Origin of the sequence: Pelosinus fermentans JBW45 (assembly GCF_000271665.2) — a bacterium.
In the GTDB taxonomy this organism is placed as follows: domain Bacteria; phylum Bacillota; class Negativicutes; order DSM-13327; family DSM-13327; genus Pelosinus; species Pelosinus baikalensis.
The window spans coordinates 1,852,117-1,867,933 of sequence record NZ_CP010978.1; the positions used below are offsets into that span (position 1 = coordinate 1,852,117).

The following is a 15,817-nucleotide window of genomic DNA, read 5'->3' on the forward strand; positions in this document are numbered from 1 at the left end:
GAGGCATTGCAATGGCTGATACCATCTCGTTTATGTACTCAGACCCGACACTTACGACTAGCGGCAGCGCCTCTTTAAAAGGAGATACGGGGGCTGCCGATCTTACAAGGCTGTTTTATAATGCCAATCAGTCCATCATTACTAACAATAACTTTACCTGGGGATCATTAAAATACAGTAACAAGACTTGGGGAGAAACAAAGCCTTTACTGTATACCAATCCCGCATACGACTATTTTTGGGATATTGAAGCATCCTCTTTTATCGTAACCGATAATACGGGTGCAGTAACGGAACTCTCCCCGATTCACACCATCAAAGAGTTACAAGTTTCCTGGGGAGTGCTAACTAGCATACAGTTTATGAAACGCCGCATTAAAATTGAGGACCTGTTTCTAAAGGCTTTGAGAGATGATGCGAAAAGGGATTCTTACTTTGAGTCAATCGGTAACCTCATGTATAACGATTACTTAGAAGATAGTAGTCAACACGCTATCTTTAATCGGCTTTCAGACTACGATACGGCTTATGCATCAGAAATGAACACGCAAATGGAAGAGCTTCATGGAGAAATTATGTTAGAAACCATACTCATTCCAGATATGGCAGGACTGCAAGTTAGTAACAGGTACCCGTTGGATATAACAGAGGGGACCTTGGATATGCATCCTGAAAGATCCGAAAACAAGAAACATGGAACCAAATTTAATGAGGGACATTGGCTAATGATAGCATTGTTCGCTCAGCAGCTATTAAGTTCAGACAGTAAAATCATTTATGAACCGTGGATGCTATACGCTACGTTTCAGTGGTATTTTAACACGGTCCATGTTGCAACGAATAACAGGCAAATCTTTGATTTATCTCCAAGGTGGTGAGAAAGTTTGGCTACACAAATATCTGAAACCCTTGAGTTTAAAACCCAAATCCATAGATCATGGGAAAACATCGAGCAGCGTATGGCGTTGCGGAAATATCCAAGGCGATCCGTATCCTATGATTATTATGGAATGACGGCATCCCAAAGTCAGTATTTACGTGCCTTATCCTATGCGAAACAAAATGAACAAATAGAAATCCCCTTATGGCAAGCTGCCTGCAGGTTAACCGAAAATGCTTATGCTAATCACTCCATCCTGCATGTAACGCCCCAAGACCTGTGGCAATTTAGAGGCTGCAGCGGGATAATCTTTTGGCATAATGATACAAGTGGTGGAGAGCGATATTTTACCAATGCGATACATGGTGACGGATCCATTCAGTTAACGGAAGTCATCGAACGGAATTATCTGAGTAAACAGATTGCTATCCTGCCTGTATCCTATGGGTATTTAAAACCAGAAGATGATTACTCTTCCTATACGGATTCACATGTAACGATGCAATTAAACGTTGACTTGCAATCGGATTATGCAAAGATTTATTTGCCAACATCATTAGACGAAAATCATTTTGAAATTTGGGGAACAAAAACACCTTTTCAAAATGAAATTCCTGCAAGTTACGCTGGAGTAGACCTGTTTCCACTTGCCCCGTCATGGACCAAAGATTTATCATCCAATTTTACTAGGAACGCTACTATGCTGGATAATACGAGCGGGATTGTAAAATACGACTTAAAAAGTATAAACGGATCGGAAAACAAAGAAATTGAATATGTTCTTGCCACCAGGTCGGAAATTAATAACTTCCAGCGTTTTTTTACAAAATGTAAAGGTCGCTGGAAGTCTTTTTATGCACCTACCTGGCTAAGTGATATGGTGCTGGTGGAAGATGTGCCGAAAGGCCAATCCTATATGATGGTAGACTGGTCTTTGTACTGGAAGTATTACACAAGCATGGTACGGCGGAAACTGATCGTTGTATTTTTAAAATCAGGAAGCGTAAGGACAATACGAATTGCTGGATACTCTACCGATGAAACAGGCAAGTTTGGCAAGGTATATTTAGATTCGCCAATCAGTGCAGAACTACTTAAAAAAGATGTTGTGATGATATCCTTTCTGTGCAGATATCGATTTGATAGTGACACACTGACAACGGAGTATGATACCACAGGGACTGCCACGATTTCAACGGTTCTTACGGAGGTGACGATATAACAATGGCAGATAGTAATATAACAGCATATGAAAATTCAATGCAAGACGGCATTCCTTTGGAGTGCTATAAATTTGTGTATGGCAGCACTACGTATCTATATACCTCAGACCGGTTTGATGTATCCTTACAGGTGGTGACGAATGGGTTAACCAGTACGGAACACTATACTGCAAACTATATCAAGCGCAACGGAATCAAGCCATCCAGTCAAGGCGGGGATTCAGCAGTCACCATCACCGTGGATAAAGATAACGCTGTTGCTGCTTTGTTTAAAGGATCACCACCTAGTAAACCCGTCATGCTAACGGTAATGCGTTTGCATGATCAAGATCATTCTGTATATGACAAAGTCTTTGTTGGTGAAATCACGCAAGCTGCTTTTCAAGATTCTGAGTGTACGCTAACCGTAAAAATAGAAAACTGGTTATCCCGTAAGCTGCCTAACTTTATGAGGCAGTTTTTTTGCTGCAATATTATTTATGATGCTTCTTGTCGTTTGCATAAGGCTGATTACGCCAAAGAAATATACATTGATAGTGTGATTGCTTTAACGGTCACCTCTGCCAATTTAGCAAGTTATGGCGATCAGTATTTTGCTGGTGGATTGATGTATTATGGCGAGGATGTCCGCATGATCAGCAGCAATGTGGGTACAAAATTAACATTGAGATATCCGTTCCCCACAACACCATTAGGGACCGTTACCATATACCCTGGCTGCGATGGTCTATTTAAAACCTGTGCGGCAAGATTTCATAACACTCTTAATTTCTCCGGTTGCCCTTATGTTCCACCACAGAAAAGTAATGATGCTAAGGTAGGCAATGGCGTATACTGGGTAGACTCATCCGTTGTAAAACGTGATACCGATGGATATGTTGGGACTATTTCCATGTAGGAGATGATAAATTATGGCTATGAATCCGTATGTAGGATGGGGCGTAACGACGCTCTTATCCTATTTTTTAAATAAGAGTAACAACAGCTCTTCATCAAGCAGTGAACCCGCTGAATTAAGCGCGGAGGCTTCAGAACTTGGCACTCCCGTACCAGTAATTATGGGAAGATCGATACTTAAAAGCCCTTTAACGATTTATTATGGTGGTTTTAAATCAAGGGCCTATACCGAAACCTATTCCGCACATGCTAACTTTTCAGCATGGCCGATCATATTATCAGCATTGGCTGTATGGGCGTCTTCTGCGATTACAGGAGCATCTATTACAGGTACACCTCATAGTCATGGATCCTATGCACCACCTCCAGGAGAGCACAAGCACGGGAATAAGGAAAGTGTTGGTCCGCAAATATTGATGCTATTTGTAACTTGGTTGCTAAACTGGCTCATTAATGGACGTAACTTAAAAACAACAATTCAAAAAGGATTCAAGTACTATCTAGGCTATCAAATGCTATGCTGCGTATCTGGCACCGATATTCGATTACGGGGCTTGTACATTGGCTACGATGCGAACAGTGAATACGATAATAACGGAGCCGTATGGACTGGCAATATATCGCGAGAAGATCATTTGACTGCACCCTATGTAATTAGAGTTGATAAAGAGGAGCTATTCGGTGGGGTGGATGAAAATGGTGGCTTTGTAGGTGATGTAAGAATTTATTTAGGCGGTGCAGATCAACCCACTGATCCCTGGATGATCGAACAAATGAGTGCGGATTCGGTGCAGGAAGAATTGCGCGGTCTTACTCCTGCCTATCGACCATTTGTAAGCCTGGTTGTCCCTGTTGCATACATCGGTAAACAAGCGTCAATCCCTACAACATGGGTTGATGTGCAATGGATACCAAACCGTTTAGGGTTAGGGGGAATCGGAGATAATGACGCGAATCCAGCAGAAGTAATTTATGAAATGCATGTTAATAATGAATGGGGGCTTGGAAAATCACCGGAATTGTTAGACGTTAATTCCCTTAAGGCAATTGGTGCAGTATTAAAAACAGAAGGGTTAGGAATCACCGTTAAAATCACCAGCAAGACAGAGGTAAAAACGCTCATTGATAACATCTGTGAGCATTTAGATATGGTACGATACGCGGATCCCATGACAGGGAAGTTGACCTTTAAGCTCATTCGGGATGATTATGCGATTGATAACTTATCCATGATTGATGAAACCATGTGTAGCTCCATTGATTTTACCCGGGTTGTATGGTCAAGCTCTGCAGGTGAAATTGTTGCTAAATATTCGGATAGCTCTTCTCTGTATAATACCAGTACGGTAATGGAAAACGACCCTGCCATCATTGAAGCCAACAATGGCGATCGAAATTCTCAGGATATCGATTTTACCTACTTTACTACGGCAAAGAATGCAGCATGGGCAGCAAACAGGGAGCTCAAGCAACAAGGCTTTCCTCTTGCCTCCGTAAAATTGGTTTGCAATCGCAAAGCAGCAGCCTATCGCCCTGGCGATGTATTTAAACTCAATTGGAAGCCTTACGGCATATCCAATTTGATTATGAGGGTGAGTGATATTGATTTAGGCGATTTTATTACCGGCGAAATCACCCTAGAAGCCATAGAGGATGTCTTTGGTGTTGGCAAAACAACGTATGGATCCAATGACACGACGTCCTGGACAAAACCGCCAACATACCCTACAGGAGTGCAACACTTTCGATATTTTGAAGCACCTTGGGAGCTCTTACAATCCAAAGAAAGCTATGTGTATGCTGCAGCTGTATTGCCCGATAGTCTTACGGAAAAGTGGAATCTATGGCGGTATAAGGATTCCTCATGGCTCAAAACAAACGGCATGACCAAATGGACACCAGCAGGGCAGCTAGTTGGAACCCTTGCAGAAGAGGGTGAGGTGGAAGATGTCGTTGGTTTTGAGGTAATCAACTTAGGGGGAATGCTGGATTTAGCACGGCGCAGTACCGAGTCAGGTATCCAATTAGCACGCAATGGATCCAGAATCATCATGATTGACAATGAGATCATGGGCTGGGGAACCATATCACAGCTTGCGAATGGTAACTTTAAAATATCTAATATTATCCGTGCGACGTATGATACCGTGCCAGCTGTTCACACACCTGGCTCTATCGTATATTTCTTGGATTATGGGTATTATGGCAATGTGACTACTGGCGGTCCTGTGTGTGCTGCTGGTTATACCGTAAACGAGCAGTATAACATTACTACCGCTACTGCTTATAAGGAAGAAGCCTTTAATAGTGCTAGAAATACAAGGCTTGTCACCGTTAGACGCTCAGAACGACCTGCTCCGCCAGGGCGTATTCGCATGACCAGTCATTTACAGGCATCCGTCCCTAGACTGATAAAAGCGGCTGGCGATGTAACCATATCCTGGGCAGTGCGCAATAAAACAGCATCCCATGGGTGTGTGTCACAGGATGATCTAACGGATTACTATTCTGGACAAGGATTTCATGCTCCGGAAGGGTTAGAGACAGTGGTAAGGGCTTACCTTGGAAGCACGCTGATTCACACTGAAATATTGTCTCAGACAGCAGCAGGCGAAGGGGAAATTGATCCTGTGACTCCAACGACCGGCACTTACACCTGGGCGCAGCGTTGCTTATATCGTATGGACTTTACACAAGATACCACGATCACCATTGGATCCAAATTAGATGGGTTAGAGTCCTATCAAAGCCATAGCCGGACTTTTGCGTGGAAGCCTCCCTATATTGTGGATGCCTGCGCTACGGAAGAAGAGGCGAGGGGAATTATAGCTCGTATTTACAGCAACGGGAATGTAACAGTGGTCTTTGATGATGCTACACTCAATAAAACAATTCCTGTTACTTCGATGCCGTTAATCCTGTTAGGTACTGTTTATGAAACGGAACAGGAAGATGCAATACTAGCCCAAAATGGCAAATGGGTGGTACCAAACGGCATGGCAGTAGCGATTACAGGAGCTACTGCCTATGATGTGATACCTTTATCGAATGGCTACATTGCTCTCAGTTATTTGAATCCGGACGAGCTGGGATCCCTGATCGCGTATCAATACAATGGATCTATTTTTAATCAAATTAGCATACCGAATTTTTAAAGGCAGGTGATTTACAATGGCTACAGAAACACCGAATATAAAACTGAAACTCATTGAAGATACAGATCTAGTCAATCAGGATTTAATCAATGCCAATTCCTTACGCCTAGAGAATGAGCTAACGACGGTTAGAACGAATATAGCCACATTAAACGATAATGTGGGTAAAGTGGGCAGTAAGAAAGTGGATGAAGCCAGTAGAGTAAATGGTGCATCTCTAGTATGGGATACTGCGCTGGATCAGTATAAACATACAGTTATTACTGGGGGAGGTGGTGGTGCATCGTCGGCAGCGGATGTATCTAATACTCCAGCTGGTAATATATCGTCGGAAAATGTTCAGGATGCAATATATGAGTTGGACACGAAGAAGGCTAGTGTAGATTCTCCTTCATTAACAGGTACGCCAACGATAAATGGCAAAGCCATAGTCGCTACTGATGATAGTAGACTTACTGATGAAAGGGTTCCTGTCGATGATAGTGTAACTGATGCTAAAATCGGTAATCGCACGGCTGCAGATGCCACGCCTCCCACTAGTTTAACATCTACATTACTTGGTCACCTAACAAACATTTATAGTATGTTTAAACTGATTACTGGTAAATCAACGGGTATATTGCCTCCATCTGCATCCTTAGAAACATTGTGGACACAAGCTGATATAGGGACTTTATTCATCTCTGCGGGATCTACTTTTAGCCCTATAACGCGAGCAGGGCGTAATAAGACCTACAATAAGATTTTTGTAGATTGTCATGGGGAAACACCTACATCTTTAGTGCTTACTATCTATCACGATGGCGCCTTACTTTATACCTCTCCTGCAATTATCCAAGATGAGACTTCCTTAAATGTAGCATTGAGTATTACAGGAGAACAAAAAGTACAAGCGTTTGTAAGTAATACTACAGGGCTGACAAAAGGGATTAGCGTTAGTATTATGCAGGTGAATCGATAATGGCGTGGGTACGTGAACCGAATAATATAGTGCCTATCATGACTAGCAATACTACGCCTAGAGGTGTAGCCTTTGCTAGCTCAGAGGGGGCCGCTAATGTGGCAGCAGCAGCATATAATAATAATTTAGGAACTGCTTGGTATCCTAAACAGTCTCCATTAACGCCACCACCTTGGAAGCTTGGCTATGAGTTTGTAGAGCCGGCAAGAATTTATGGGTATACAATTTTATCTTGGATCTTGGTTGGTTGGGCACCTAAGAACTGGACATTTGAAGGATGGACAGGGACTGCTTGGAAAGTTTTACATACTCGGACAAATATAACAGCATGGTCTACTACTACACCAAATAGATATTTGTTTACCAATACTGAAAAATATCTAAAATATCAACTAAATGTGACTGCATCAAATACAACTAACACTTTATGGATATGTAAACTGGAGATGTTGGGAGATCCTTTACCAGAGCCAACTGCTAACTTGTTAATACCTCAAGCAATAGGGTGTTTTTAGATAGTACCGTTTATTAATGTAGGAGCCAGGTGAGGCTCTATTTTTTATGAGGTGATTATGAATAGATCGCGTGAACCTTGCTGACTTATGGTCAGTATTTTTTATGTTTATTTTTAGGGAGAGGTGAGAGGATGGATTTTGAAAACTTATTAAAAGCAGTTATAAAGGCAGGGCAAAGCCTTGCTGATGCCTGGTTGTTTAAAATGGTGGTAGCGTTAGTAATAAGCACTGTTACTAGTGTACATGGAAGTGCATTAATCGCATTTGCTACGCTGGTATTTATTGATTTGCTAACTCGGTGGATTGCTTTATGCTACACGCATTTAAAGGATTGCGGGATGGAGAATGATTTATTGAGTTGTATTCTGGACATTCCAAAGGCGTTTAAGGCGGGGTATATCAATAGCAATGCCATGAAACATCGATTTGTTGGTAAAATCATTGTCTACATAGTACTAACCTTTATGGCTGTGAAAACGGATGAACTGCTGCAGCTCTCAGGTGAAACGGCATTGATACTGAAAGTAACTTGGGTGTACCTGGCAGCAACAGAAGCCATTAGCGTGTTGGAGAACTTAAGAGATGCAGGAGTTGAGCAAGCTAACGGCCTGCTTGACTTTTTGCGGAGCCGGTTGGCTGTATTAGTGGAGAGATTTAAGCAAAAATAAAATTGGAGGAATTTATTATGCGTATTGTAATTGATCCAGGTCATGCAGGGAGATTGACAGATCCGGGGGCTGTATCGCCCTTTACAGGATTAAGAGAATCCGATGTTGTTCTATCAATGGCGTTTATGGTCCAGCGCTATCTGCAAGCGGTAGGATATGAAGTTTTGTTGACCAGGACCCAGGATGAGCAGCCAGAAACCGATGATTTAAGCTATCGCACTAACTTAGCAAACTCTTGGGGAGCTGACTTATTTATTAGTCTGCACTGCAATAGTGCAGGTAGTTCATCGGCTAAAGGCTACGAAGTTTGGACATCACCAGGGCAGACCCAGGGAGATATTTTAGCAACAAAAATATTTAACCAGATTGCAAATGAGTTTCCGGATCGAGTAGGTCGAACTGATTACAGTGATGGTGATCCAGACAAAGAAAGTCGATTCTACGTGCTCATGTATACAGATGCACCTGCTTGCTTAGTTGAGACGGCATTCATCTCCAATGAGGACGAGGGACAATTGTTGGCAAATCCAACTTGGCAGGATCGGTATGCTAGAGCTATTGCGCGAGGTATCACTGATTATGTAGGAGGTTTATAAAGATGATTAATCTAGATGTAAGCAAGTCGTTTATCGCAAATAACTGGAAATATTTCATGGGGCTAGTCGTTATACTGGCCCTTTTGTTTTGGGGCCGGCAAGAATACCAGCAGTGGAAGCAGCACATCATTGATCAAGCGCAGAAAGCAAATACTCAAACAGTTGTTACATTGCCGACTCAAGTGATAAACACTAGTACAGAAACAATCAGAGAGGTTGCTGTACAAGCTCCAAGCCAGGAGGGGGCTATTCTCCAATTCGTAGAGCGACAAGGTAAGGTAATTGCTATAGTAAATGGTCAAGAGATCGAGGTTCCAAACGTATCCGGTCAGCCTGACGTAAAGATAGGCGAGAATGGAGAGCTTAGATTTTCAACGTCATCTACTACTAAAATAGATGTTACCGACATGGCAAATGCTCAGGCAAGACTGATTGCTAACCAAGAACTAGAAAAACAGGCTAAAATAAATGCTGAGGAAATGAAAAAAGAAAAATCCTCCCGCAAGAAGGAACGTATTGGATGGATACTTGGGACTGCTGCAGGAGGATATTTACTGACACGTTAGAATTACAGCCGTCTACCTTATTTAGGTGGACGGCTCTTGTATTTTTAGGCTGCTTTACAAAAATGGTATATTTAGGGTATCATAAGTATAATTAGTCCACATGGTAATAAGGAGTGTTTCACATGTCTTTTCAACTTCCAGTTGTTGTTACTGATGATTTTTTAAATAGAATAAAAGCTTCACCTATTTCTGCACTAAATGAATTATTGTGGAATGGTCTTGATGCCGATGCTAGTATTGTAGATATTAGTTATGAAGCTACATCTATGGGAGCAATAGAGCAAGTAATTATAAAAGATAACGGGCATGGTATCGATTTCAGCACAGTAAATCAAACATTTGGTTTTTTAGGTGGATCTAAAAAACAACAACAATGTAAAACTCAAACTGGAAGAGCAATGCATGGGAAAAAAGGATCTGGCCGTTATTTAGCACTATCAATTGGTCGCAACATCACTTGGCAGAGTGTATACAGAAAAGAAGATGGTCAGAATTACCGCTTTGAGATTAATTGTGATGCTGATAATCCTAATATTTTTAACATATCAGACGAGAACCCCACGGATGCACATACAGGTGTAGCTGTTGTGATTACTTGCATCCGAGAAAGCGTCTCTAACCAATTAAACAATAGAGAAAAACTGCTCTTAGAATTAAATAAAACATTTGCTCCGTATTTACTTACTTTTACTGGAATTAAAATTGTTGTTGATGGACTACAGTTGCAACCGGAAAAAATGATAGAAGATAATGTAACTATTGGTCTTATGGTTAAAAATGAAAATGACGATCTAATTTCTGGGCAAATAAAGATCATACGATGGAAAAATAACAACGTAAAAACATTCTACGCTTGCTCGTTAGCTGGCGTTCCTTATGATACAATATCGCTTAATGTAGATACGGGAAGAATGCCAATCACTGCTTATCTGTGTTCTGAGTATATCGAAAGAATATATGATAACAATTTGATTATGGATACAGGATATGAACTTCTTTGCAATGGAATGAAGGGTAAAATAAAAGAATATTATCGTAATTGGGTTTCGTGTAATGCAATTCAGACTGTAAATAAACTAAAAGAAGAAGGAACCTATCCTTATAAAGGCGCTCCAAAAACAGAATTAGACCTTGCTGAAAGGCAAGTTTTTGATATTTGCTTGGTTAATCTTAATGAAGCAAAGCCAGATATATTTAGTATGCCAAAAGCGGCGAAAAGTTTGACAATGGGATTGATTAAAGAAGCTCTCCACCAAAATCCTACTAATCTAAAAAAAGTACTTAAAGAAGTTCTAAATTTATCAGAAAGAGATTTAGGTGACCTGGTTGACATACTAGAGAAGACAACTTTAAACTCTATTATTAGTACAACTAAAATGATAGGAGATCGTCTAAAATTTTTAAATGGTTTAGAGCAGATGATATACTCTAAGGAATATTCCAAATATGTTAGAGAGCGTAGTCAGTTACACAAAATACTGCTTAATGAACTCTGGATATTTGGGGAACAGTATGCTCTTGGAGTTAGTGACCAAAAACTTTATAATGCATTAAAAGATTATGCTAAATTTTTAAATCGTGAAGAGCTTGCTATGGATTTATTGCCTGAAGAAGTGCAGTCCATGAGTGACATCCCTGATATTTGTTTATGGCAGCAATATTCACTAGGCAGGGCAGATACAGTTGAGAATTTAGTTATTGAGTTAAAGCGACCGTCGGTTGTTATTAGTGATGTAGAGATTGCTCAAATAAAAAGATATGCATTAACTGTAGCTGATAATCCTAGATTCCCCAAAGAGAAGACCAATTGGACGTTCTTACTAGTTAGTAGTGATATAGATAAGTTTGCACGTTTTGGTTTACGAGAAATTAATAATATAGCTGGGGTTAGTATAGATGATCAAAATATTCGTGTTATAGTAAAAGATTGGGGGCAAATAATTAGTGAGGCCCATGCAAGATATAAATTTTTAGAAGAAAAACTCAGTGCTTCCGTTACAAATAATGAGGGCATTAAGTATTTGCAGGAGAGATATTCTAAATTGTTGCCAAATTGTATGCTTGAGACAGCAAGCGCACTAGAAAAATAGTTATATATTTAGCAGTTCCTTACTTATAGTTTTTTACATAAACAAAATTATTGAAAATAAGCAAAGTCTACTTGTATAAAAAAATAAGAAATACCCTAGGCCTTAATGGATTAGGGATAGCTTCGTTTTAATAGAGATTAAAATTATCACAATTTTTTATACACAAAAAGCCGCCTTACTCTTTGAGTTTGGCGGCTTTTTTTATTTCTATTGATGTATTATAATTAGTATACACTTGTTAATGGAGGCGTATTTTGGAAATTAGAGATATAATTGCTGGTTATGCTGCTATTGCATCAACGGTTTCTATTGGATGGAATATATATCTGGAGCTTATAAAAAAGAGTAATCAAAGAAAAGCATTGGCAGGTTCATTGATTGCTGAATTACTAGCAATTGAAAATATGTATAAATTAGTTGAACTTAAGCCTTGGGAATATGAAGCATCACCACCTCTGGATATAGTGAAAATTGATTCTAATTATTTTGCTATATTTGATGGTAATACAGACAAAATTGGGGTTTTTAATAAAGAAGACGCCTTAATAATAGTTGGATCTTATATATTCTGCAAAGCATATGTTGATACATTGAAGGTATTATCAGAACAATGGCAAGAAACTGTTCGCTTTCGCCGAAGTTTACCATTAATTTTAGATATTAATTATGATGCTAAATGTAGGGTGTTAGATGAACGAAATAAAGAACTTAAGGATCTATATAATTTAGTTTATAACCAACAAGCATACTTTTATAATAATATAAATAGTGCCAAAGGTGTTTTAATTAAAAATACTTTAAATAAGGATAGAAAAATTGTTAAAAGAATTGCTGCAATATTTACCAGTGATTTCTAGTTGATTTTAATCTTTTAAAATCATATAATCTAACCAAACATACGTTCTGTATAGAGGTGAGAATATGAGTGATTACAAGGTATTTATTGAGGTCATAACTAAACATGACATACACGGCAACGTTCGTCCCTTATCAATTAAATGGGAGGATGGCAGAGTTTTTGAAGTGGATCGCCTTATTGATGTGTGCCAAGCTGCATCATTAAAAGGTGGCGGTGTAGGCATACGCTATACCTGTAAGATCATGGGTAAACAGGTCTATTTATTTGATGATATGGGAAAATGGTTCATGGAAAGAAAATGAGTAATATACACGAAAGCTGCCTTACTCTGTGAGATAATATATGTTAAATTGTCGGGAGGTACCTATGGGAGAAAAAAATAATGAACGACAAAAACAACATTTTGTTCCAAAAGGATACTTGAATAATTTTTCAATTTCAAGGAAAGGAACCTTGTGGCAGTACGATAAGAAAGAACAGAAATTATCACCTAAGAAGCCTGTTAGTTCTAAGAGCGTTTGCCAGCATGAGTATTATTATTATCAACACGATGAAGAAGGGAATATTGATCATATAACCATTGAGAAAGAAACAGAAAAAGTCGATACAAAAGGGCTTAATATTATTAATCGAATGTTGTCAGTTCCGCAAAATCAATCAATAGAAATTACAGCAGAACGACAAGATATTTTAGCCTTCTTTCTGGCATTCCTACTAACTCGTAATCCATGTGTTAGAGATGGAATCAACCAGTCTTACGGAACTGCAGCTGAAATACTTTCTAAAATATTACAGGATCAAGGTAAGTATCCCCCCTTACCTGAAGGTCTTAGTCCTGATATTATGGAAAAAATTCGATTAGAGATATTTGCTGAAGTAAGTTTGCGTCCTATGGTTATTATGGCGGAGCAGATTGCTTTATCAATGATGAAAAAATGCTGGTTTCTTTTGCGCGCGCAAGCTAATTCCTATTACGTAACGTCGGATAATCCGGTTTCATTTGATTTCCCATACTCATCGTATGGAATGAATATGGGGCCGTCGCACCCCTTAAGCGAAATTTCTATTCCTCTTGGAGAAAGATTGGCTATAATTATTACTCCTTTTCCGAAGCAAGGGTTTTCTTGTAAAATTTCTACATTGGTTGCATCTCGTGAATTAAATCAATTGATTAATTGGCGAACCATACGATCTGCAGCAAGATATGTATACTCTCCGTATCAATCCAATCAATTATTATCCTCTATAAAAAAAGCACATGGAATGGGACAGAAAGTTGTTTGTAATTTACCAGAGACAAGACGCATTAAAATTCTTGACCATCCATATTTAAATTTAAAATAGCACATTAAACAAAATTAGATTAGTACCAATTCTTAGCTTGTAAAAAGTGAAGCTATCTCAAAATGGACCGATTATTTATACAAAGTTTGTATAAATGAGTATTCGCAATAAGCAAGTAGTTTGTCGAACGCAAATAAGAGAAACTCCCTAAATTAGTAGGGAGTTTCTTTATGCTGACTTTGATTTTGGTTTTCTAGTAGATTTCTTCTTGGCTTCGGTTTTCTTTATGGCTGCCATGCTTGCCTCTAGTGCTGACATAAGGTCTGCAAAATATGGTGAAGTGTCAACAGGTGTTGAAACAGTCATTTCGTTTCCGGCCTTAGTTTCGATCATTGCCATTACCTGCTTGTGATATTCGTTTTGATATTTAGAGGGATCGAAGCTCGTTATTAATGAATCTATAAGTGTTTTAGCCATATTAAGCTCTTTTTCAGATAGATCAACATTAGAAGGTAAATCGTTTTCAAGTTCCTTGGCAGAAACAATTTCATCTGCGAAAAGCATTGTCGATAGAGTAATAATATTATCTGCCGGGCGTATAGCTGCTAAATATTCTTTATTGCGTAGTACAAATTTAGCTATACCTACTACATTCGCTTCCGTCATACCTTGTAATAATAGAGCGTAGGCTTTTCCTGCTCCCTGGTCGGGTACAAGGTAGTAAGAGCTATCATAATAACGGTTGTCGATTTCATCTAATTTCACAAAATCTGATATCTCGATTTGCCTACTTGCTTTAGGAGCTATTGATTCTAAATCTGTGTCAGAAATAACTACATACCTATCTTCGGATAATTTATAACCCTTAACGATCTCGCTTGCTGGAACTTCTGCGCCATCCCCAGCAACCCTTTTATATTGTATTCTGCTAAAGTCACTTTTCCGTAGCTGGTTAAAACTAATAGTTTTGGAGCGGGTAGCCTTGTAAAGAGTCACAGGTACATTGACAAGACCAAAAGACAGCATACCTTTCCATACTGGACGCATAAACCCACATCCTTTCTATAATTAAGTTTACATAATAATAGTTATTATTATATCATAAATGGTGATTGTTCTGAACTAGTAAATGTTGCAATAAAACAGCCCAGCGCAATGGCTGGGCAAGTAATTATTAAAATATGCTATATAATAAGGAAGGAAACTTATTAAAATATATTTATAGACATTATTTTTGGTGTGCAATAAGTGTGCAATGGTGTGCAAATTTAGGGTATTTTTGATACTTTTTAGTGATTTTCTAAATATGCAAAGCTAATAAATCCAATATATTGGTCGATTTTATAGCTTTATTAATCGCTCTTCTAAGCCGTGGGTCGCACGTTCGAATCGTGCCAGGCACACCATTGAAAATCAAGCCTTCAAGGACATAAACCTTGAAGGCTTTTCTTATTTTTTTAGATTAGGAAGGCAATAAGGTGTAATATAGCATTACTTAAAAAAGAAAAAAATTTTGTGGCAAGCTCTATATTTAACCCTCAACAGGATTACTCCTGCGGGGGAACTTAAAACACCTGAAACCCTTTTAAATAGGGTTTCAGGTGTTTTTTACTTATCGAAAATGAAAATCCAACTTTCTATTCCAATACTTTCTTTACTGTAATTTTTCCATCGGGATCTGTCTTGATTCAAGAACACTAAAACCTTTTCTGGTTTCCGATTGCTTCCAACTAAGAAAGCTTTGAATATATAAAGGTAAATATTGTTCGAATTCTCCAGTTGGCCTACCTATACCCTATTGGTGGTGGGAGGGGAGGCTTGGATGGGAACGGAGGGGCTAGGTTGGTATGTATGTTTTTGAAATGGCATAGGTCCTAGTTCCAATCCCCAGTATACGTCTTACTGGCGAGATCTAAAATTAGGATAAAATGATAATTATGTTGTTATTTGTAAAAAATGAAGTGGAATAAAAATGGAATTTAATGTACAATTATGTTAAAAAAGGAGTATTATGTATTTAATATGAATTTAATTATTGAGCAAGTTGGAAATGCCTTTTCTCAAAAAATATTCTTGCAGTTTAACCGTGGCGATCCCTGCTTTATAGTTGCTTATGCCTTATT

General features: G+C 38.9%; 14 protein-coding genes. 13 read left to right on the forward strand and 1 reads right to left on the reverse strand.

Annotation, left to right across the window (positions count from 1 at the left end):
* Positions 1 to 11: 11 nt before the first annotated feature.
* From JBW_RS07855 to JBW_RS07915, 13 genes are all read left to right on the forward strand, one after another.
* A complete protein-coding gene (locus JBW_RS07855) occupies positions 12 to 878 on the forward strand; it encodes a hypothetical protein (protein ID WP_007959742.1) in 867 nt (288 codons plus the stop codon).
* A 6-nt stretch (positions 879 to 884) separates the two neighbouring features.
* On the forward strand, positions 885 to 2,102 hold the full coding sequence (locus JBW_RS07860; protein WP_007959744.1) for a hypothetical protein: 1,218 nt from the start codon (positions 885 to 887) through the stop codon (positions 2,100 to 2,102).
* A gap of 2 nt (positions 2,103 to 2,104) precedes the next feature.
* The gene (locus JBW_RS07865; protein ID WP_007959746.1) at positions 2,105 to 3,001 is read left to right on the forward strand and encodes a phage BR0599 family protein; all 897 of its coding nucleotides are present in this window, start codon (positions 2,105 to 2,107) and stop codon (positions 2,999 to 3,001) included.
* 13 nt (positions 3,002 to 3,014) lie between these two features.
* Complete coding sequence (locus JBW_RS07870; RefSeq protein WP_007959748.1) at positions 3,015 to 6,155, forward strand: phage tail protein; 3,141 nt, start codon at positions 3,015 to 3,017, stop codon at positions 6,153 to 6,155.
* 16 nt (positions 6,156 to 6,171) lie between these two features.
* Entirely contained in the window at positions 6,172 to 7,116 is a 945-nt protein-coding gene (locus tag JBW_RS07875; RefSeq protein ID WP_007959750.1) for a hypothetical protein, read from the forward strand.
* Positions 7,116 to 7,631 (forward strand): hypothetical protein, encoded by a 516-nt coding sequence (locus tag JBW_RS07880; protein ID WP_007959752.1) that lies wholly within the window; start codon positions 7,116 to 7,118, stop codon positions 7,629 to 7,631. Before JBW_RS07875 ends, JBW_RS07880 begins: the two co-directional genes overlap by 1 nt.
* Positions 7,632 to 7,762: 131 nt before the next feature.
* On the forward strand, positions 7,763 to 8,299 hold the full coding sequence (locus JBW_RS07885) for a phage holin family protein (RefSeq protein ID WP_007959753.1): 537 nt from the start codon (positions 7,763 to 7,765) through the stop codon (positions 8,297 to 8,299).
* Positions 8,300 to 8,316: 17 nt separating this feature from the next.
* Positions 8,317 to 8,895 carry an N-acetylmuramoyl-L-alanine amidase family protein gene (locus JBW_RS07890; RefSeq protein ID WP_007959755.1) on the forward strand — a complete coding sequence of 193 codons (579 nt, stop codon included), beginning with the start codon at positions 8,317 to 8,319 and terminating at the stop codon, positions 8,893 to 8,895.
* A gap of 2 nt (positions 8,896 to 8,897) precedes the next feature.
* Positions 8,898 to 9,461 (forward strand): hypothetical protein, encoded by a 564-nt coding sequence (locus tag JBW_RS07895; protein ID WP_007959757.1) that lies wholly within the window; start codon positions 8,898 to 8,900, stop codon positions 9,459 to 9,461.
* A gap of 122 nt (positions 9,462 to 9,583) precedes the next feature.
* Positions 9,584 to 11,551 carry an ATP-binding protein gene (locus JBW_RS07900; RefSeq protein WP_007959760.1) on the forward strand — a complete coding sequence of 656 codons (1,968 nt, stop codon included), beginning with the start codon at positions 9,584 to 9,586 and terminating at the stop codon, positions 11,549 to 11,551.
* Between the two features lie 254 nt (positions 11,552 to 11,805).
* Positions 11,806 to 12,408: a hypothetical protein gene (locus JBW_RS07905; RefSeq protein WP_007959762.1), complete on the forward strand. Its 603-nt coding sequence runs from the start codon at positions 11,806 to 11,808 to the stop codon at positions 12,406 to 12,408.
* A gap of 64 nt (positions 12,409 to 12,472) precedes the next feature.
* On the forward strand, positions 12,473 to 12,712 hold the full coding sequence (locus JBW_RS07910; protein WP_007959764.1) for a hypothetical protein: 240 nt from the start codon (positions 12,473 to 12,475) through the stop codon (positions 12,710 to 12,712).
* Between the two features lie 64 nt (positions 12,713 to 12,776).
* Positions 12,777 to 13,754, forward strand: coding sequence for a DUF4238 domain-containing protein (locus JBW_RS07915; protein WP_007959766.1), 978 nt, complete (start codon positions 12,777 to 12,779; stop codon positions 13,752 to 13,754).
* Positions 13,755 to 13,922: 168 nt separating this feature from the next.
* On the opposite strand, the gene JBW_RS07920 is transcribed toward JBW_RS07915, so the two are convergent.
* Positions 13,923 to 14,741, reverse strand: a complete 819-nt coding sequence (locus JBW_RS07920; RefSeq protein ID WP_007959769.1) for a Ku protein — start codon at positions 14,739 to 14,741, stop codon at positions 13,923 to 13,925.
* Positions 14,742 to 15,817: the final 1,076 nt, after the last annotated feature.

Bases quoted from the DNA above. Each gene is read 5' to 3' on its own strand.
- JBW_RS07875 (WP_007959750.1), top strand. From the start codon at position 6,172: ATGGCTACAGAAACACCGAATATAAAACTGAAACTCATTGAAGATACA.
- JBW_RS07885 (WP_007959753.1), top strand. From the start codon at position 7,763: ATGGATTTTGAAAACTTATTAAAAGCAGTTATAAAGGCAGGGCAAAGC.
- JBW_RS07890 (WP_007959755.1), top strand. From the start codon at position 8,317: ATGCGTATTGTAATTGATCCAGGTCATGCAGGGAGATTGACAGATCCG.
- JBW_RS07910 (WP_007959764.1), top strand. From the start codon at position 12,473: ATGAGTGATTACAAGGTATTTATTGAGGTCATAACTAAACATGACATA.
- JBW_RS07855 (WP_007959742.1), top strand. From the start codon at position 12: ATGGCTGATACCATCTCGTTTATGTACTCAGACCCGACACTTACGACT.
- JBW_RS07865 (WP_007959746.1), top strand. From the start codon at position 2,105: ATGGCAGATAGTAATATAACAGCATATGAAAATTCAATGCAAGACGGC.
- JBW_RS07915 (WP_007959766.1), top strand. From the start codon at position 12,777: ATGGGAGAAAAAAATAATGAACGACAAAAACAACATTTTGTTCCAAAA.
- JBW_RS07880 (WP_007959752.1), top strand. From the start codon at position 7,116: ATGGCGTGGGTACGTGAACCGAATAATATAGTGCCTATCATGACTAGC.
- JBW_RS07895 (WP_007959757.1), top strand. From the start codon at position 8,898: ATGATTAATCTAGATGTAAGCAAGTCGTTTATCGCAAATAACTGGAAA.
- JBW_RS07870 (WP_007959748.1), top strand. From the start codon at position 3,015: ATGGCTATGAATCCGTATGTAGGATGGGGCGTAACGACGCTCTTATCC.
- JBW_RS07920 (WP_007959769.1), bottom strand. From the start codon at position 14,741: ATGCGTCCAGTATGGAAAGGTATGCTGTCTTTTGGTCTTGTCAATGTA.
- JBW_RS07900 (WP_007959760.1), top strand. From the start codon at position 9,584: ATGTCTTTTCAACTTCCAGTTGTTGTTACTGATGATTTTTTAAATAGA.